The sequence below is a fragment of the Pseudomonas monteilii genome, from assembly GCA_001534745.1.
GTDB classification, from domain to species: domain Bacteria; phylum Pseudomonadota; class Gammaproteobacteria; order Pseudomonadales; family Pseudomonadaceae; genus Aquipseudomonas; species Aquipseudomonas alabamensis.
The window spans coordinates 3,519,861-3,539,810 of the sequence record CP013997.1 but is presented as its reverse complement, the minus strand read 5'-3'; the positions used below and the strand labels follow the sequence as shown (position 1 = coordinate 3,539,810).

14 protein-coding genes are annotated in these 19,950 nt (G+C 62.3%); 10 read left to right on the top strand and 4 right to left on the bottom strand.

Annotated features, from left to right (window positions below):
* Positions 1–131 precede the first annotated feature (131 nt).
* The 10 genes from APT63_15080 (at position 132) to APT63_15035 (ending at position 12,233) form a co-directional block, all read left to right on the top strand.
* Positions 132–2,372 carry a 3-phosphoshikimate 1-carboxyvinyltransferase gene (locus APT63_15080; GenBank protein AMA46834.1) on the top strand — a complete coding sequence of 747 codons (2,241 nt, stop codon included), beginning with the start codon at positions 132–134 and terminating at the stop codon, positions 2,370–2,372.
* On the top strand, positions 2,369–3,055 hold the full coding sequence (locus APT63_15075; GenBank protein ID AMA46833.1) for a cytidylate kinase: 687 nt from the start codon (positions 2,369–2,371) through the stop codon (positions 3,053–3,055). Before APT63_15080 ends, APT63_15075 begins: the two co-directional genes overlap by 4 nt.
* 126 nt (positions 3,056–3,181) lie before the next feature.
* Positions 3,182–4,861 (top strand): 30S ribosomal protein S1, encoded by a 1,680-nt coding sequence (gene rpsA / locus APT63_15070; protein AMA46832.1) that lies wholly within the window; start codon positions 3,182–3,184, stop codon positions 4,859–4,861.
* 128 nt (positions 4,862–4,989) lie between these two features.
* Positions 4,990–5,559: a hypothetical protein gene (locus APT63_15065; protein ID AMA46831.1), complete on the top strand. Its 570-nt coding sequence runs from the start codon at positions 4,990–4,992 to the stop codon at positions 5,557–5,559.
* Between the two features lie 143 nt (positions 5,560–5,702).
* A complete protein-coding gene (locus APT63_15060) occupies positions 5,703–6,002 on the top strand; it encodes an integration host factor subunit beta (GenBank protein ID AMA46830.1) in 300 nt (99 codons plus the stop codon).
* A 21-nt stretch (positions 6,003–6,023) separates the two neighbouring features.
* A complete protein-coding gene (locus APT63_15055; GenBank protein AMA46829.1) occupies positions 6,024–6,287 on the top strand; it encodes a hypothetical protein in 264 nt (87 codons plus the stop codon).
* Between the two features lie 93 nt (positions 6,288–6,380).
* Entirely contained in the window at positions 6,381–7,811 is a 1,431-nt protein-coding gene (locus tag APT63_15050) for an MBL fold metallo-hydrolase (protein ID AMA46828.1), read from the top strand.
* A 249-nt stretch (positions 7,812–8,060) separates the two neighbouring features.
* Complete coding sequence (gene cpsB / locus APT63_15045) at positions 8,061–9,503, top strand: mannose-1-phosphate guanyltransferase (GenBank protein ID AMA46827.1); 1,443 nt, start codon at positions 8,061–8,063, stop codon at positions 9,501–9,503.
* A gap of 129 nt (positions 9,504–9,632) precedes the next feature.
* The gene (locus APT63_15040; GenBank protein ID AMA46826.1) at positions 9,633–10,994 is read left to right on the top strand and encodes a phosphomannomutase; all 1,362 of its coding nucleotides are present in this window, start codon (positions 9,633–9,635) and stop codon (positions 10,992–10,994) included.
* A 222-nt stretch (positions 10,995–11,216) separates the two neighbouring features.
* Entirely contained in the window at positions 11,217–12,233 is a 1,017-nt protein-coding gene (locus APT63_15035; GenBank protein AMA46825.1) for a hypothetical protein, read from the top strand.
* 50 nt (positions 12,234–12,283) lie between these two features.
* Here APT63_15035 and APT63_15030 read toward each other — a convergent pair whose 3' ends face one another.
* From APT63_15030 to APT63_15015, 4 genes are read right to left on the bottom strand one after another with little or no spacing between them, the layout of a single operon-like run.
* Entirely contained in the window at positions 12,284–16,006 is a 3,723-nt protein-coding gene (locus tag APT63_15030) for a glycosyl transferase family 1 (protein ID AMA46824.1), read from the bottom strand.
* Positions 16,006–17,535 (bottom strand): hypothetical protein, encoded by a 1,530-nt coding sequence (locus tag APT63_15025; protein AMA46823.1) that lies wholly within the window; start codon positions 17,533–17,535, stop codon positions 16,006–16,008. The genes APT63_15030 and APT63_15025 overlap by 1 nt, the downstream gene beginning before the upstream one ends.
* Positions 17,532–18,749 carry a sugar ABC transporter ATP-binding protein gene (locus APT63_15020; GenBank protein AMA46822.1) on the bottom strand — a complete coding sequence of 406 codons (1,218 nt, stop codon included), beginning with the start codon at positions 18,747–18,749 and terminating at the stop codon, positions 17,532–17,534. The genes APT63_15025 and APT63_15020 overlap by 4 nt, the downstream gene beginning before the upstream one ends.
* Positions 18,746–19,540, bottom strand: a complete 795-nt coding sequence (locus tag APT63_15015) for an ABC transporter (GenBank protein AMA46821.1) — start codon at positions 19,538–19,540, stop codon at positions 18,746–18,748. Before APT63_15015 ends, APT63_15020 begins: the two co-directional genes overlap by 4 nt.
* Between the last annotated feature and the right edge of the window lie 410 nt (positions 19,541–19,950).

Sequence of the window (19,950 nt, the reverse complement as noted above, 5' to 3'; positions counted from 1 at the left end):
CCTTCGAAAAGGGTGTTGCGGGCTCGACCTGTAGGAGCGGCCCCTGCCGGATCGCCGGACCGGCCGCGATGGGCCGCAACGCGGCCCCACAAACTCCGCAAAAACCGCCGTACTACACAGGGCCCACACTTGTGGTTGATGCAGTCACGAACAAACCTACCCCGCCCATCGGCCGCCTGGTGGTCATCGGCCTCGGCCTGATCGGCGGCTCTTTCGCCAAGGGTATCCGCCAGAGCGGTCTGTGCCGCGAAGTAGTGGGCGTCGACCTCGACCCGCGTTCGCGACAGAAGGCCGTCGAGCTGGGCGTGGTCGATCGCTGCGAGGACGACCTGGCTGCGGCCTGCGTCGGTGCCGACGTGATCCAGCTCGCCGTGCCGATCCTGGCCATGGAAACCCTCCTGGCCAAGCTCGCCGCCCTCGACCTGGGCGCAGCCGTGCTCACCGACGCTGGCAGCGCCAAGGGCAACGTAGTGCGCGCCGCGCGTGCCGTACTGGGCGATCGCCTGTCGCGCTTCGTGCCCGGGCACCCGATCGCCGGCTCCGAGCAGAGCGGCGTGGAGGCCTCCAACGCCGAGCTGTACCGCCGTCACAAGGTGATCCTCACGCCGCTGCCGGAAACCGACGCCGACGCCCTGGCTGTCGTGGACCGCCTCTGGCGCGCCCTCGAGGCCGACGTCGAGCACATGGCCGTGGAGCGCCACGACGAAGTCCTGGCTGCCACCAGCCACCTGCCGCACCTGCTGGCCTTCGGTCTGGTGGACTCGCTGGCCAAGCGCGACGAAAACCTGGAGATCTTCCGCTACGCTGCGGGAGGTTTCCGCGACTTCACCCGGATCGCCGGCAGCGATCCGACCATGTGGCACGATATCTTCCTCGCCAACCGCGAGGCCGTGCTACGCACGCTGGACACGTATCGCAGTGACCTCGACGCCTTGCGCGACGCGGTCGATTCAGGGGACGGGCACCAGTTGCTGGGGGTATTCACCCGCGCACAGGTGGCCCGCGAGCACTTCAGCACAATCCTGGCCCGCCGGGCCTATGTGGACGCTATGAACGCCAACGACTTGATTTTCCTGGCCCAACCGGGTGGCCGCCTGAGCGGACGGATCCGCGTTCCGGGCGACAAATCGATTTCCCACCGCTCGATCATGCTGGGCTCGCTGGCCGAAGGCACGACCGAAGTCGAAGGGTTCCTCGAGGGCGAGGACGCCCTGGCCACGTTGCAGGCCTTCCGCGACATGGGCGTGGTCATCGAAGGCCCCAGCCAGGGGCGCGTGACCATTCACGGTGTCGGCCTGCACGGCCTGAAGCCACCACCGGGGCCGATCTACCTGGGCAATTCGGGCACCTCGATGCGCCTGCTGTCCGGCCTGCTGGCCGCGCAACCGTTCGACGTGACCATGACCGGCGATGCGTCGCTGTCCAAGCGTCCGATGAACCGTGTCGCCAACCCGCTGCGTGAGATGGGGGCGGTGATCGAGACCGGCCCGGACGGGCGTCCGCCGCTGACCATCCGTGGCGGGCAGCCGCTCAAGGCGCTCGACTACACGCTGCCGATGGCCAGCGCCCAGGTCAAATCCTGCCTGCTGCTGGCCGGCCTGTACGCCGAAGGCGTCACCACCGTGACCGAGCCCGCACCGACCCGCGACCATACCGAGCGCATGCTGCGCGGCTTCGGCTACACCGTGGAATCCAACGGCCCCGTCGCCTCGCTGCGCGCCGGGGGCACGCTGACCGCCACCCGCATCGAAGTACCGGCCGACATCTCCTCGGCGGCGTTCTTCCTGGTGGCGGCGTCGATCGCCGAAGGCTCGGAGCTGGTGCTCGAGCATGTCGGCATCAACCCGACCCGCACCGGTGTCATCGACATCCTGCGCCTGATGGGCGGCGACATCACACTGGAAAACCAGCGTGAAGTCGGCGGCGAGCCGGTGGCCGACCTGCGCGTGCGTGGCGCACGCCTGAAGGGCATCGACATCCCGGAGCACCTCGTGCCCCTGGCCATCGACGAATTCCCCGTGCTGTTCGTCGCCGCGGCCTGCGCCGAAGGCCGTACCGTGCTGCGCGGCGCCGAAGAGCTGCGGGTCAAGGAATCCGACCGCATCCAGGTCATGGCCGACGGCCTCAAGGTCCTGGGCGTGCAGTGCGAGCCGACGCCCGATGGCATCGTCATCGACGGTGGCCAGATCGGCGGCGGCGAGGTGCACGGTCACGGTGACCACCGCATCGCCATGGCCTTCAGCGTCGCCTCGCTGCGCGCCAGCGCGCCGATCCGCATTCATGACTGCGCCAACGTCGCGACCTCGTTCCCCAACTTCCTCGCCCTGTGCGCGCAGGTCGGCATCCGTGTGGCAGAAGAGGGCAAGTCGTGAACACCTTGGCACCGGTCATTACCATCGACGGGCCGAGCGGCTCGGGCAAGGGCACCGTGGCGGGCCTGCTGGCGCGCGAACTGGGCTGGCGACTGCTGGATTCCGGCGCGCTGTACCGTCTGCTGGCGTTCAATGCCAGCAACCACGGCGTGGACCTGACCAACGAAGAACTGCTCAAGGCGCTGGCCGCTCATCTGGACGTGCAGTTCATCGCCGCCGAACCCGGTAAACTCCAGCAGATCATTCTCGAAGGCGAAGACGTCAGCAACGTCATCCGTACCGAAACGGTCGGTGCCGGCGCCTCCCTGGTCGCCTCGCTGCCGGCGGTACGCGAAGCCTTGCTGCAGCGTCAGCGCGCGTTTCGCGAGGCCCCCGGGCTGATCGCCGACGGGCGGGACATGGGCACCGTGGTGTTCCCCGACGCGCCGCTGAAGGTCTTCCTGACCGCCAGCGCCGAGGAACGCGCACGTCGTCGTTTCCTGCAGTTGAAGGGGAAGGGCGAAGCTGTTAGTCTGTCGAGTCTGCTGGAAGAGATACAGGCACGCGATGAGCGTGATACCCAGCGTGCAGTGGCCCCGCTCAAGCCGGCGGCCGATGCCATCCAGCTGGACTCGACCGAGTTGTCCATCGAGCAGGTGTTGCAACGGATCAGAAGCGAGCTCGCCCAGCGCGATCTGCTCTGATCATCAGGAATGGCAGGCAGGGGCTCCAGTCACTGTCCTGTCGGCCTTCCTTTACATGAACGAAACCCACATTGTCTGGAATGTGGCTGATGGGCGTCTGTCTCGCCCTAATCTACAGGAATTAAAATGAGCGAAAGCTTTGCAGAACTCTTTGAAGAAAGCCTGAAAACCCTCAATCTTCAGCCGGGTGCGATCATCACCGGTATCGTTGTCGACATCGACGGCGACTGGGTTACCGTACACGCTGGCCTGAAGTCCGAGGGCGTCATCCCGCTCGAGCAGTTCTACAACGAAGCTGGCGAGCTGACCATCAAGGTCGGTGACGAAGTTCACGTTGCGCTGGACGCGGTCGAAGACGGCTTTGGCGAAACCAAGCTGTCCCGTGAAAAAGCCAAGCGCGCCGAGTGCTGGATCGTTCTGGAAGCTGCTTTCGCTGCCGAAGAAGTCGTCAAGGGCGTTATCAACGGTAAGGTTAAGGGCGGCTTCACGGTCGACGTTAACGGCATCCGTGCGTTCCTGCCGGGCTCCCTGGTTGATGTCCGCCCAGTGCGCGACACCACCCACCTCGAAGGCAAAGAGCTGGAATTCAAGGTCATCAAGCTGGACCAGAAGCGCAACAACGTTGTCGTTTCCCGTCGTAGCGTCCTGGAAGCCGAGAACAGTGCAGAGCGCGAAGCGCTGCTGGAATCGCTGCAGGAAGGCCAGCAGGTCAAGGGTATCGTCAAGAACCTCACCGACTACGGCGCCTTCGTGGACCTGGGCGGCGTGGACGGCCTGCTGCACATCACCGACATGGCCTGGAAGCGTATCAAGCACCCGTCCGAGATCGTCAACGTTGGCGACGAGATCGACGTCAAGGTCCTGAAGTACGATCGCGAGCGTAACCGTGTTTCCCTGGGCCTGAAGCAACTGGGCGAAGACCCATGGGTTGCTATCAAGGCACGTTACCCAGAAGGCACCCGCGTCACCGCACGCGTCACCAACCTGACCGACTACGGCTGCTTCGCTGAGCTGGAAGAAGGCGTTGAAGGCCTGGTGCACGTGTCCGAAATGGACTGGACCAACAAGAACATCCACCCGTCGAAAGTCGTTCAGGTTGGCGACGAAGTGGAAGTCATGGTTCTGGACATCGACGAAGAGCGTCGTCGTATCTCCCTGGGCATCAAGCAGTGCAAGTCGAACCCATGGGAAGACTTCTCTGGCCAGTTCAACAAGGGCGACAAGATCTCCGGCACCATCAAGTCGATCACCGATTTCGGTATCTTCATTGGTCTGGAAGGCGGCATCGACGGTCTGGTTCACCTGTCCGACATCTCCTGGAACGAAGCCGGCGAAGAAGCCGTGCGTCGCTTCAAGAAGGGCGACGAGCTGGAAACCGTCATCCTGTCGGTTGACCCAGAGCGCGAGCGCATCTCCCTGGGCATCAAGCAGCTGGAAGACGATCCGTTCTCCAACTTCGTGTCCCTGAACGACAAGGGTGCCATCGTCAAGGGCATCGTCAAGGAAGTTGACGCCAAAGGCGCCATCGTGACCTTGGCCGACGACATCGAAGCGACCCTCAAAGCCTCCGAAATCAGCCGCGACCGCGTTGAAGACGCCCGCAACGTGCTGAAAGAAGGCGAAGAGATCGAAGCCAAGATCATCAGCGTCGACCGCAAGAGCCGCGTCATCAGCCTGTCCATCAAGTCGAAGGACGATGCTGACGAGCGCGAAGCGATCCAGAGCCTGAAAACCAACGCTCCGGAAAGCACTGGCGACACCACCATGGCTGCGCTGCTGCGCGAAGCGATGGCCAAGCAGAACTAAGTTCGGCTTGCGAAAGAAAAGGGCGACTTCGGTCGCCCTTTTTTTCGTCCATCGATTGACCCCATGACCGTACCGGTTCGTCACGGCCACGCGCCGTCTGACGCCCTGAAGCCTGCAAGGGACGAGACGTGAAAGATTTCAAAGAACTGCGCGCCTACCTCACCGAGGAAATCGCCACCAAGGAAGATGGCAGCGCCAAGCTCAGCACCCTGTTCAACCGGGTGATGGCCAAGGAGCGCTACCACTATGTGTTCTGGTTCAGGATCGCGCAGTACCTGTACAACAAGCCGCGTGGGCTGATCAATTACCGCAAGTGGGCCAAGCGCATCAATCGACGCCTGATCCGTGAGCACAACATCGACATCGGACTGCCCGCCCAGATCGGTCCCGGCATCTGCTTCTCGCACCGTATCGGCATCGTGATCACCCATCGGGCGATCATCGGCCGCAACCTGCGCCTGCGCCAGAACACCACCATCGGCTCCAAGGACATCAACGGCCACATCCGCATCGGCGATGACGTGACCATTGGTGCCAACGCCTGCATCGTCGGTGAGATCACCATCGGCAACAACGTCATGATCGGCGCCCAGGCCTACGTGGACAAGGACGTGCCGGACGACACCGTGGTCTATACCGAGCACCGGGCCATCTACAAGACCCGGCCCAGACGCGATGGTGAGGCGGATACAGTCTGACGCAAGCGGGTACCTGGCCCGATCCTGAAATCTGCTCAAACTCGATTTTTTCCCGAAGTCAAGCATCACCCTGTTCAAATCCAGCGCGACGTGCTACAACCAATTGAGCAATGATCTAGCTGCTTGATAACGAAGGGAAAAACATGACGAAGTCGGAGCTGATCGATCGGATTGTCAACCACCAGGGTCTGCTGTCCCCCAAAGACGTGGAGCTGGCCATCAAGACCATGCTTGAACAGATGTCACAGTGCTTGGCCACGGGCGATCGTATCGAGATCCGGGGCTTCGGCAGCTTTTCTCTCCATTATCGTGCCCCCCGTGTGGGGCGTAACCCCAAGACTGGCCAGTCGGTCAGCCTGGATGGCAAGTTCGTGCCGCACTTCAAGCCCGGCAAGGAACTGCGCGACCGGGTCAACGAAGACGAGCACGAGGCCCAGGCCTGACGTGCCCCAAGGAACTGTCTGATGCGTAATCTCAAACGTGCCCTGGTGGCGCTGCTGGTACTGCTGTTGGCCGCGGTGGTCCTGTTCTTTGTGCTGGAAAACCAGCAGGACGTGTCCCTGGTCCTGTTCGGCTGGGCAGCGCCCGCCATGCCGGTGGCCTTGCCGGTGCTCGCCGCGTTGATCATAGGCTTGGCCGTCGGGCCCGTGCTGGGCAGCTATGCCGTGTTGCGGTCGCGCCGTCGCATTCGTCTCAAGGCCCGTGAAGCGGCCCTGGCCGAACGCTAAGAAAAGTCCTACACAATGAACGCTGAGATCTGATTTTCCCGGCGTTCACGCTCTGCCGTAATACCGCGCCCTGCCGCTACAGAGCGCGTACCCATGCCCTATCCCAGCCTTACTCATCACGGTGGCGCCCAGACCGTCACGGGCTCGTGCCACCAACTGCATCTCGACGCCCACTCCAGTGTGCTGATCGACTGTGGCCTGGAGCAGGGCGCCGACGCGACACCCGGGCCTGCCTCGCTCACTGTCGCCCTCGATACCCTCGAAGCGCTCATCGTCACCCATGTGCACCTGGACCATGTCGGCCGACTGCCGGCGTTGTTCGCAGCCGGTTACCGTGGGCCCATTTTCTGCAGCGAGCCCTCGGCCAAGCTGTTGCCGCTGGTACTCGAAGACGCCTACAAGCTGACCATCAGCAGCGAGCCTGCCGACGTGGCGCGCTACCTGGCGTTCGTCCAGGCCCGCGTTCGCCCGTTGCCCTTCGCGCAATGGCATACCCTGGTGGAGCGCCAGGGCCTGACCTGCCGCGTGCGCCTGCAGCGCGCCGGGCATGTGCTCGGGTCCGCCTACGTCGAATGCGATGTCCATGACCACGCGACCGACCGGCATACCCGGGTCGTGTTCTCGGGCGACCTCGGCGCGCCGTCTCGTGGCCTGTTGCGGGCGGTCGAGCCCCCTGAGCACGCCGACCTGCTGGTGCTCGAAAGCACCTATGGAGACCGCCTGCACGCCGCCGGCGATCGACAGCAGGCCCTCGAGGCGGTGGTAGAGCGCGCGCTCGCCGACCAGGGCACCGTGTTGATTCCGGCATTCAGCCTGGGGCGCACGCAGGAAGTGCTGTTCGATCTGGAAGCCATCCTGCACCGCAAGGCGCTGTGTGCGTCGAGTCAAGGTGGTGCACCCGACGATCCGTTGTCCAGGCTGGACTGGTCGCAACTGCCGGTCATCCTCGACTCGCCGCTGGCCCAGCGCATCACCCAGGTCTACCGCGAGCTGCATGCCCATTGGAACGACGACGCCAGCCAGCGCCTGCGCGAAGGACGCGCACCGCTGGGGTTCGGGCAGTTGATTTCCATCGACCGCCATGCCGACCACGCCCGGGTGGTGAATTACCTCAAGAGCACCGGCAAGCCGGCCATCGTCATCGCGGGTAACGGCATGTGCTCCGGCGGGCGCATCGTCGCGTACCTCAAGGCGATGCTGGGCGATCCGCGCCATGAGGTCGTGTTCGTCGGGCATCAGGTGCCGGGGACGCCGGGCGCCGTGATTCAGGCGAGTGCCGGCGCGGAGGGGTTCGTTAGCATCGACCTGGATGGGCAGTTGTACGACGTGCGCGCCAAGGTGTTCAGCGTGCCGGGGTATTCGGCCCATGCGGATCAGGCAGGCTTGGTCGAGTTCGTGACGAGCATGGCGCGGTGGCCGTCGCGCATACGGTTGGTGCACGGTGAGGCACCTGCCCGTCAGGCCCTGGCAGAGCGTCTGCGAGAGGCCTATGCAAAAAAAGGCCTGACCGTGAAGATCGAATGAATCTCATTGGTGTCCAAGGGGGCGACAATGGATCGCCCAGCACAGCGCCTATGGACGAGCCTCACTGAATGTTCTCTGATATTCTTGAGCGCTCGAATTTAGGGGTTAGCCTGCCTTCACGCGTCGTTGAAGCCAAGCAGCTGGATCAGCAAGGAATTTGATCGTTAAAGATGCGAAGTGGCATATCGTTGCTGTAGTACTTTGCGTTTCGTCTACGTGCCATGCGAATGGCCAGCAGGATTATAAGATATGGACTTGATACCCGTAATTTTGTCAGGCGGCGTCGGCAGCCGGCTGTGGCCCGTGTCCCGCGAGGCTCATCCCAAACCCTTCATGACCTTGCCTGATGGCCAGAACCTGATTCAAAAGACTTTCCTGCGGGCTTCGAACCTGGCCGGTGTCTCGGAAGTGCTCACCGTGACCAACCGGGAGCTGCTGTTCAAGACCGAAGACGAATACCGCGCCGTGCAGCAGTCTGGTCCTGCCCAGGCCTTCATCCTTGAACCCTTCGGCCGCAATACCGCCGCAGCCGTCGCGCTGGCCGCCCTGCAACTGCGCGACAGCCATGGCGACGACGCGCACATGCTGGTGCTGGCAGCCGACCACCTGATCCAGAACGAACAGGCTTTCGCCGAAGCCGTGAGTAAGGCCGTCGAGCTGTCCAGCCAAGGCTGGCTGGTGACCTTCGGTATCAAGCCCCAGTACCCCGAGACCGGTTTCGGCTACATCGAGGCCGGCCAGGCGGGCGAGCTGCAGCATGGCCTGAAGGTCGCGCGGTTCGTCGAGAAGCCGACCCTGCAAGTGGCTGAGTCCTATGTGGCCGCCGGCAACTACTTCTGGAACTCCGGCATGTTCTGCTTCCGTGTCGGCACGGTCCTGGAAGAGTTCGAAAAGCACTCCCCCGACGTGCTGCAGGCCGCTGCTCACGCCAAGCGCCAGTCGCGCCTGGCCGAAGGCAAGAGCTACAGCTGCCTGAGCATCGACCCCGACAGCTTCGCCCAGGTCCCGGACATTTCCATCGACTACGCCCTGATGGAGCGCTCCGAGCGTGTTGCCACCGTCCCGTGCGACATCGGCTGGAGCGACATCGGCTCGTGGAACGCGGTCAGCGAACTCACCCCGGCGGACGCCGACGGCAACCGCTTCGAAGGCGAAGTGCTGGCCCATGCCTCGCGCAACAACTACGTCAACAGCGAAGACCGTCTCACCGCCCTGGTCGGCGTCGAGGACCTGCTGGTGATCGACACCCCTGACGCGGTGATGATTGCCCACAAGGACCACGCCCAGGACGTCAAGCACATCGTCGGCCAGCTCAAGAGCAAGGGCCACACCGTGCACCAGCTGCACCGCACCGTGCACCGCCCATGGGGTACCTACACCACCTTGGAAAACGGCGATCGCTTCAAGATCAAGCGCATCGTGGTCAAGCCCAAGGCGTCGCTGTCGCTGCAGATGCACCATCACCGCAGCGAGCACTGGATCGTGGTCAGCGGCACCGCCGTCGTGGTCAACGACGACAAGGAAATGATGCTGCACACCAATGAATCCACCTTCATTCGTGCAGGCCATACGCACCGACTGGAAAACCCGGGCGTCATCGACCTGGTCCTGATCGAAGTGCAGAGCGGTGACTACCTCGGCGAAGACGACATCGTCCGCTTCGAGGACAAGTACGGTCGCTGCACCGGCTGAGTCCTGATGCTTCCCGCGCGGCCCGTGGTGCTCCTTCCGAGTACCATGGGCCGTTTGCCATCGGCTGCCCATGAGTGGCCTGCGTACACATCGATCGCCGTCTGCGGACGGCTCGTCAAAGTGAGAACCATGTACCCATCTATCCAGACCCGTTGCTTCAAGGCCTACGACATCCGTGGGCAAGTACCTGCCGACCTCAACGAGGACGTCGCCTACCGAATCGGCCGTGCGCTGGTCGCCGAACTGGGCGGCAAGCGCTACGTGGTCGGCCGTGACATGCGTCTGGAAAGCCCCATGCTGGCCCAGGCCCTGACCCGCGGCCTGACCGAGGCGGGTGCCGACGTGCTGGACATCGGCCTGTGCGGTACCGAAGAAGTCTACTTCGCCACCAGCCACCTGCAGGCCGATGGCGGCATCATGATCACCGCCAGCCACAACCCCAAGGGTTACAACGGCATGAAGCTGGTGCGCGAGCACTCCAAGCCGATCAGCGGTGACTCGGGGCTGTTCGCCATTCGCGACCGCGTCGAGGCTGGCCGTCTGGGTGAGCTGGCTGCAACCCCAGGCCAGGTGCAGGAAGCCTTCGACAAGACCGCCTACATCGACCACCTGCTGACCTACGTCGACGTCTCGGCACTCAAGCCGCTCAAGGTCCTGGCCGATCCCGGCAACGGTGCCGTGGGCCCGGTGATCGAGCTGCTCAAGGCGCGCCTGCCGCTGCACATCGATGTCATCAACGGTGAACCGGACGGTGAATTCCCCAACGGCGTACCCAACCCGCTGCTGCCGGAAAACCGCGAACTGACCCGCAACGCCGTGCTCGAGCGCCAGGCCGATCTGGGTCTGGCCTGGGACGGTGACTTCGACCGCTGCTTCTTCTTCGACGGCCAGGGCCGCTTCATCGAAGGCTACTACCTGGTCGGCCTGCTGGCCGAAATGCTGCTGCGCAAGCATCCCGGCAGCAAGATCATCCACGACCCGCGCCTGACCTGGAACACCATCGAGCAGGTGCAGGCCGCTGGCGGCCAGGCCATCCAGAGCAAGACCGGCCATGCCTTCATCAAGGAACGCATGCGCGCCGAGGATGCGGTCTACGGCGGCGAAATGAGCGCTCACCATTACTTCCGTGACTTTGCCTACTGCGACAGCGGCAACATCCCATGGCTGCTGGTGGCCGAGCTGATGAGCGTCAGCGGCAAGACCTTGGCCCAGCTGGTGGACGAGCGCATCGCGGCGTTCCCGTGCAGTGGCGAGATCAACTACCAGGTCGACGACGTCAAGGCATCGGTGGAAAAGGTCCTGGCCTTCTATCTGCCCCAGGCCCCCGAGGTCGACCGCACCGACGGTATCAGCGTGGCCTTCGCCGATTGGCGCTTCAGCCTGCGCGGCTCCAACACCGAGCCGTTGCTGCGTCTGAACGTCGAGAGCCGCGGTGACGAGGCCCTGGTGGCTCAGCGTGTCGCTGAAATCGAACGTCTGATTCAAGGTTAAGCCCTTCCTCAACGACGCACGAGGTCGCGGTGCATCGCGGCTTCAGGCGCGCTCTAGGTCACCCTGCGTCGGTCGTCAGTTGGCCGACGCTTCCAAAGTGCGTATAAAGATCACCGCCTGAGTGTTGACGGCCATGCGTCAAAATATGGCCACAGGGTAGGTATCTTTAAGGGTTTCCGATGGAGAAGAGATGTGATTGCTGACAAGAGAAATGGCTTTACTATGGTGAGGCTCATTGCCGCATCGTTGGTAATCATTACTCATACGTACGTCGTGCTTGGCCTGGACCACGGCGACGTCTTTGAACGAAATGGACTGATCGGTTTCAGCAAGATTGGCGTCGACGCCTTCTTCGTTATTTCCGGGTACCTGGTGACGCTGTCGATGCTCAGAGGGCAGAGCCTCGTCACCTTCTTCACCAATCGCGTGACGCGCATCTTCCCCGGCCTGATCGTTTCGGTGCTGGCGACGATGCTGGTAGTCGGCCTGTTCGCGCCCAGCTACTCGCAGTACCTGGCGCAAGGCGAAACCTGGCAATACCTGCGCAACGCGACCCTCTTCGATCTGCATCCGTTCATACCTGGCGTGTTCACTGAAAACCCCGTGCAGGTGATCAATGGATGCCTGTGGACGCTGCCCCTGGAAGTGCTGTGCTACCTCGGTATCCTGGTGCTGGCCTGGTCCAAGGCGTTCAACTGGCGGTTCGTGCTGTTGGCCATGCTGGTGATGCTGACCCTGCACCTGCACGATACGTTCATGCGCGACAGCTACGTCTTCACCGTGTCCAAACTGTTCCTGAACGAGCTGGGTTACCTGTTCCTGTACGGCGCACTGCTGGCGCACCTGAAGGACAAGGTCTACATGTCGTGGTTCATCACGGTGCCGGCCGTGGCCCTCATCCTCTGGGCCTTCTTCAACAACGGCGGTGATTGGCACTTCTCCGCAGGTTTCTACCTGGTGCTGTGGCCTTACTGCCTGATCTCGATCTGCGTGCTCTCGAAGAAAATGAGCTTCCTGAACCGGTTCGACTACTCGTACGGGATCTACGTGTACGGCTTCGTCATCCAGCAGATGCTGGTCAGTCTGTTCCCTGACCTGACCGACGTGTATGCCTTCACGTTCCTGTCGCTGGCGCTCTCCGCGCTGGTCGGTGCCGCCTCGTGGCACTTCGTCGAGAAGCCTGCGCTCGACATGAAAAAGCGTTACTTTTCTGTCGCTAGCGCCAAGGTAACGGCGTAAGAAACCCGGTGTCTCCTTCCTGTACCAGGAGGGAGACACCGATTTCAGCGCTACTTGGCGGTTGCCTCGATTGCGGCAAACAGCTGCTGCGCACTCTGCTCCCAGGTGATCCACGGCATCGCAGCGGACGAGGGATGGCGGCCATCCTTGTGCAGGTCCAGCCAGGTGACGAGGGACTCGTACAGCGCCTCTGGCTGTTCGCCTTCAAAGTAGAAGGCATGATCGCCTGCCACCTCGCGGAACACGGGGATGTCTCTCACGATCAGCGGCAAGTTGGCTTGCGCGGCTTCGATCAGTGGCAAGCCGAACCCTTCTCCCAACGAAGCGGCAATCAGTGCGTCGGCCTGTGCGTATAGGTTGCACAGGTAATCGTCGTCGATCCCTTCGAACCAGAAGAGCCGTTTGCCCTGCTCAGGGTGACTCTTCAAGCGCTGCACGAGCGATTCGACCATCCACCCTTGCTTGCCGACGATGAGCAGGTTCGCGTCCTTCTGGTCGGCCCAGAGCAGTTCGAACGCATCCAGTACCTGGGTGTGGCCCTTCCTGGGCTCGACGGTACCTACCATCAACAGAGAAGGGCGCGCCTGCAGTTGCGAGAGCACCTGCTTTGGAATGACGTTGGCAGCCTTGGTCTGCGAAGGCGCAGCGATGTCGGCGCCCAGGTGGAACCAGGAGATGGAGAAGGGACGCTTGCTGGATGGCCGGTGCTCGGCCACCCATTCTTCCATTTCATCGGCCACGGCCTTGGAGATGCAGACGACGCCATCCGATTGCGAGACGACGTCCAGCCAGCGGTCGAGGGCGTCTGCTGCGCCTTCGACGAAGCAATGCGAGAGCTTCTTCAGCAGCAGGTCGTACACCACGAACTGCACGTTCACACCCCGGCGCCTCATTTCTGCCAGCGCGTGTCGCTGTTTCGGCACGATGGAGGGCTGCAGGTCCAGACCGATGAAACGGTCACCCTGGCGCACCACCACGGGTTCGTCCTGCAGCAGATGCTGAGGGCAGTTCAGGAAGCCCAGCGTGAAGTGCCGAGCATATCGGTAACCTGCGCTGTCGTCGGTCGCGTAGACAGGCTCCACACGGTAGCCGGCAGGGGGCGTCGAGAGCCAGATGCTCAGGATGTTCCGAACGACCCGCTGGATACCGCTCTTGGCATCCCGGTTGACCAGTTCGGAAATATCGACCAGCAGTTGCGGCTTCGTCATCGGCGGCGTGAGGCTTTCGTCGATGGACTGGGCAAGGGCCACGGAATCTTCGAACGTGAAGTGGGCCTTGTCCAGCTCCGCGATCGCGTCGATCGTCCCGGCTATGGAGTGGGTGGCGTCTTCGTGGAAGGTCTCGATCGCATCGCGGTACAGGGCTGCGCAGGCTCGAGGTGCGTGATCGGTATGAATCAGGCGTTGGGCCTGTGCACTCAAGCGTTCGCGCGTGGGGACGTCATTGCGTAACAGGTTCAGCGCCTCGGACAGCGCGCCATCCTCGAACGTGTCGGGCAGCATGATGAGGCTGGCTTCGGGAATGTCCGCCATGCTGCCGTTGGCGTTGACGATCGTGGGAATGCCGTAGTTCAGGCAGTCCAGCACGGCGGCCGACGTTTCGCCTCGTGACAAGGTGCGCAGTTGAACGGCGGCGTCCGCGATGTCCAGATAGGCCTTGAACAGCTCCGTGTCCGTCCAGCCCGTGATCTTTACACGGTTGCGACAATGGCTGCCATTGATGCGCTTGAGCAGGCGTTCGCCATACAGACCTTCGTTGTTCTGGCCGACGTAGATCAAGTGGCAGCGTTCGTCTTTCGACAGCTCCGACTCGAGCCAGGCCTCGAGCAGGCGGTCGTTCAGTTTGGAAGGGCCGAGCAAGCCGAAGCTGCAGACGATGAAATCCTGTTCGCCAAACCCAAGCTTATCCCGGGCGGCAGCCCGCTTGCGCGCGTTGGGGAACCGCGGCGTGCGCAGGAGGGGGATTTCCTTCCAGTCGCGGCCGATATGCTCGCCATACCAGGCATGCGTCAGGCGGATCGAATAGTTCGAGTGAACGATGACGCCCTCGGCCTGTTGGAGCACGCGCAGGTTGCACGGGTATTTCCAGACGGCATCGGCGCTGTCCAGCCCGTTGATACGTTCCTCGATGGCCTTGTAGCCATGGCTATGGTACAGGGCGTCCGTCCAGAAGCCTGACCGCCCCTTGTTGACGTCGATGTCTGCCACGACACCTGACAGGAAGAAGTCGTGCAGCACCACCGTTCCCGGAATCTTCTCCAGCAACCGGAACATGTGTTCATGGAAGGAGGAGTTGCCGAAGTGGTAGATGACGCGGTCGAACCGGTGCGCATTCTCCTCGAACCACGCCACCGAACGAACAGCGTAGTTGATGCCGGCATCCGAGCTGGAAACCGACTCCTGGGCCACGATGGCATCGATCTCGTAGTACTGGGCAAGCTCGGGAAGCAGCTCTGCGCTGTAGTCGCTGATGCCGCTGCGGGCCGGCGGAAGAGGGGACACGTACGCCAGACGAGGGCGTCTGGTCGACCGCAGGGTGTGGGAGCGGCGGGTGAGTTCACCGAGGAGCGTGTGAACGGCCTCCACGGCCGTGATCGCTGTCTGGTCCCAGCTGAAGTGACGCGCCTGCTCGAGCGCCAGCGACGCCATCTGGGCCCTCAAGGCTTCATCGCCAAGCACTGCTTCGAGCTTCGCCGTGATGGACGTGACCTGGTAAGGGTCGAAGAGCGCCTCGGCATTGCCGATGACTTCGGGCAGGCTGGAGGTGTTCGAGCCGATCACGGGCTTGCCGCAGGCCATCGCCTCCAGTGCAGGCAGGCCGAAGCCTTCGTGCAAGGAGGGGAAGACGAACAGCGTGCACAGGTTGTAGAGCGCGAGCAGGTCTTCTTCACTGACGAAACCGGTGAAGCAGACATCGCCCTTCTTCAAACCGTTGGCAAGGGCAAGGCCTTCGAGCCGTGAGCGATCCTCAGGACGGATGTTGCAGACGATGACCAACTGGTGTGCACGGCGCAGCGGTGCCTCGAGTGCTGCGTAGGCGCTGATCAGCCCTTCGATGTTCTTCCGCGGGTCGATACCGCCCGTGTACATCACGAACGGGCGGTCGATACCCAGGCGGGCCTTGAGCGCTGCACCCTGCAGATCATCGGGCGTGGGCTTGAAGTGGTCGGTGTCGATCGCCGTCGAAATGTTGACCACGCGCTCGGGCAGGAAGCCCAGGTGATCGATCACCTCGGCGCGAGACGAATTCGAAATGGCCAGTACCAGATCGGCGCGGCGCAGGTGCTTGAGCTTCGCTTCGTACCACTGCCGGACCGGCGCCGAACTCAGGTAGGTCTCAGGGTTGATGTGCGGGATCAGGTCATAGACGATGGCTGCCGTGGGCACGGTCGAGTCCAGCGCCTTGATGCTGGTCACGGCGTCGTCCACCAAGCCTTCGAACAGGCTGGTGACCAGCACCAGGTCGGGGTGCAGTTCGCCGATGAAAGCCTCTCTCACCCGTTCCGATGCTTGCGTGCTCCACCGGTGCTCGGGCGGCAAGGCGCTGACCTTGCCGCAAGGCGTCCACACCCGGATCTGGCGTTCAGGCAGAACGCCTTGCAGCTCGTCGCGAATCGCGTCGATCGACTCGCCGAACAGACCATTGAGCACGACGAACACTTCGATGTCGCCGGCGTTCTGGATGAAGGCCTTGGTGAAGGAAAGCGCGTAACGCCCGATGCCCCGGTTTCTGTTCTCGGCTTGGGCGCCCTGCAGGTCAATGACTACGCGCATCACTTCACATCCTTACGTGGTTCGTTTCTGTTCAACCGCAAGTAGATCGCTTTGGCATTTTCCGAGAGATGGGCGGGCGCTGCTGGCGCGTGACCCGCCTCGGTTGCCGCGAAGGCCTGAGGCGCCGTGGACGGCACGCTCTGGAAGGGCGCAACCGGTGCAGCGCGCAAGCGCGCCGCCAGCCTTTGCAGGCGGGCGTAGGTCGGGGGGTGGCGGACCAGGATCTTCTTGATGAGCGTGCGAAGTCTTGGCTGGTTCAGAACCCCTTTCAGCGCTGTGCGAGCGAGGTGTTTGGAGGTCTGTACCGGTGAGGAGGCCAATTTCCTCGTGACGATGACGCCCTGCCGCATGGGCGCTGTCACTCGCCACGAGGTACTGGTGCGCAGCTGCTGGATCTGGTCCGTCAGGGCACTGACCGTCTGATGCTGATAGGCGTGGGCATCGCCGAGGGCCGCGATGTGCTGCTGATGAGCAACGGCCTCGGTGTACCAGTGATGCGCATTTTTCAGCGACTCGTCCAGCGAGCGCTGAAGCGCTTCGTTGGCCAGCTTGAGCTCATCGAATTTCAGGTCCGACACGGAGGCTTTCAGGTCGTGCATCTGGGTGAGCAGCGCCGCATGTTCGTGCTCGACGAAGTCCACGCGGTTGTGAAGCACTGAGTTTTCGTGCTCGACGAAATCCGCACGTTTGTGCAGGGCTGCATTGTCATATTCCAGGGCATCCAGGCGCTGGCTGACCGTTGCATTGTCGGTGTCCCACCGCTGCCGCTGTTCTTCGGTCTTGGTGGCCAGGCTTGCCTCGTAGCGCTGCGCCAGATCCGCCAGGCTCAGACCGTAGCTGCCCTCGAACACGGCGTCGAATGCCGAGAGGTCGACGTTGGCCGGCGCTTTCTGGGCGACGATCGCATAATCGGGGCTGGCGCCACCGAGCACCTCCATCAGGGTCGGTGAAGGCGATTCGACCAACCTCGGGCTTTCCTGCAGGCGCATCAGCTTGGAGCGCTGGAAGCCGCTGAACTTCACCAAAAATTCCAGCAGCATGTGCGGAATCGGGCGCTCGTGGGTAGGGTCCAGATAGAAATTCTGGGTGCCGACGATCAGGTTTTCGGCATTCGGCGTTTCGAGAATCAGCAGCCCACCGGGCTTGAGCACCCGGTTCGCCTCGCTGACCAACGCCTTCAGCGCGTCGAACGGAATATGTTCGACGATATGAAAACCGCTCAGGACGGTCAGGCTTTCATCGGGCAGTGACTGCAGGTATGAAACGGCTTCTGCTTTCTCGGCAGGCAACGAACGCGCCTGACAGGCCTCCAGCATGCCTTCGTCCAGGTCGACGCCCGTGGCGTCGAAACCGTTTTCGATCAGCGTCTCCAGCCATTCGCCACGGCCACAGCCCACATCGACGGCTCGACACTCGGGGTAGAGCTTCAACAGGGGGGTGATGAACGGCAGGTAGACCTGCAGGCGCTGCTTGATGGTGTCGTGTGAACCGCGGTGTTCATCCTCGAAAGCGCGATAGAACTGGCTCATTGGGCGCACTCCACTGTGGGCTGGATCCATGCCGAACCCACGAAGGGCACCTTGTCAGCATTGATGACGTTGAACACGAGCGCGAGGTCCCGCCACTCGTAATTGGCACTGAGGTGGGTGTCGGCGGTATGAAGCGCTACCGCGATGGAATAGGAGCCCACACCGATGTTGGCTTCGAACGTGAAGGTGTATTCCATCTCGGCGCCGGCAGCCAGGTGCTCCATCTTCTTGCCCAGATGGTGGGTGTTGGTTCCATAGATGGGCTGACCCAGGCGATCCTTGATCATGTAGCCCACCACCAGCTCGGGGATCGCCTGGTTCACCTTGACCTTGATCTTCAGGTTCACAGGTTGCCCCACGCTCACGAATTCGATCGGCGCATCGAGCTCGTTGTAGAGGGCCAGGCTTTCGATGGTCGCTTCACCCGAGCCGGATCGGGTCTGCACGGTGCCGTCGGCCAATGTATGGACCTGGACGGTGGCGTTTTCTTTTTCGGCGATGATGGCGTTGTAGAAATCCATCACCTCTTCAGGCGCGCCATCCTTGATCACGGTGCCGCCTTCGATCAGCAGGACGCGATCGCACAAGGCCTGGATCGAGCTGCGGTCGTGGGACACGATCAGCAGCGTGGTGCCTTGCTCCTGGAATTCGCGTATGCGGTCAAAGCTTTTATGCTGGAAATAGCTGTCGCCCACCGAGAGCGCTTCGTCGACGATCAGAATCTCCGGGCGCCGCGCCGTGGCCACGGCGAACGCGACGCGCATCTGCATGCCGCTGGAATAGGTCCGCACCGCCTGATCGAAGTACTCACCGACCTCGGCGAAGGCCTCGACCTCCGGCATGAACGCCTCGATCTCCTGGGCATTGAAGCCCATCAGGCCGGCAGCGTGGCGGACGTTCTGGCGCCCGGTCAGCTCCGGGTTGAAGCCCATGCCGAGTTCCAGGATGGCCGCGATCCGGCCATTGACCTTCACCTCGCCCGTGGTGGGTTGCAGCGTGCCGGTCAGCATCTTCAGCAGGGTCGACTTGCCGGCGCCGTTCTGACCGACGATGCCGATCGCTTCGCCCGCGTTGATCACGAAATTGATGTGCCGCAGCACCCAGTGCTCTTCGCGTGGGGCGATCCTGATCCCCAGCCAGCGTGCGATACGCTGCCATTCGCTTCGGTAGGTACGGTAGGCTTTGCCTAGGTCTTTGGCGCTCAACAGAGTCATAGGGCATCCACCATTTCAGGCGCCGCGCGGCGGAAAATGTAAAGACCCAATGCCAGCAGCAGCAGGGTCAGGACAACGGTGCTGGTCAAGTCCATGAAATTGGGCGACAGGCCGTAGACGAACACGTCGTGGTAGGCGGTGACGAGCGGCAGCATGGGGTTGTAGCCGATCAGCGACTGCAAGTCCTCGGGGATGATGTTGATCGGGTACACGATCGGTGTGAACCAGAACAGAATCTGCAAGACGATGGGAACGACCTGGCCAATGTCCCTGACGAAGACGTTCAGCACGCCCAGTACCAGCCCCAACCCCATCGCCAGCGCAGCCACGGTCAGGATCAGGGGCACTGCCCACAGCATCTGCCAGGTCGGCAAATGGCCGAGACAGATGAACACGCCCAGGACGGAAAGCAGCAGCAGGAAATTGTTGAGCAACGCCGAACCCAGGACGATGAAGGGCAGGGTGATCCTGGGAAACTTCATCTTCTTCATGAGGTTGCCGTTTTCGATGAACAGCGTCAGGCACCGGTTGACGATTTCGGAGAACAGGCTCCAGGCCAGGGTGCCGGCCATCAGATACAGGGCATACGCATATTTGTTGTCGATGCCCGGCAGCTTCGCCGCCAGCACGTTCGACAGGATGAGCGCATAGATCAGCACGTTCGCCAAGGGGTTGATGATCATCCACAGCCCGCCAAGGCTACTCCGCGAGAATCGAGAAACGAACTCGTTGCGGATCGAGGTGGCGATAAAGCTGCGATAGCTGAATAGCCCTCTCAATAATCCAAACATGTGATCTCCTTTCTTAAGGTACTGGAGCGCCATGAGACGCTGTTTCAGTGCGTTGGTTCTTCGCTCAGCTCAAGGTCGCTCGGCGTCCGCTGAACGGCTGCCGAATCCAATCCGGCAGCTTGACAGTTTTTGTCATGGATAGCTGTAGCCGCTGTCCTCAACCGATTCAGGGTTGGGACAGGGCGGTGCCGACAGGCAGAGGATGAGATCGGTGACTGACCGGGCAATGGTTCTTTCAGAACCCTCGGGCACGACACTGGGCATCGAATCCAGGCCGACGGGTCCTGTGCCACTCATGCCCAGCCGGTTGCAGGCCGTTGCCTGACATCGGCCTGCAGCCTGTCGAAAAAACGCCTGAGGATACCAGAGAACGTTGTGCGTTCGGAGAAGGATGAGCGGGCGGCCGCTCG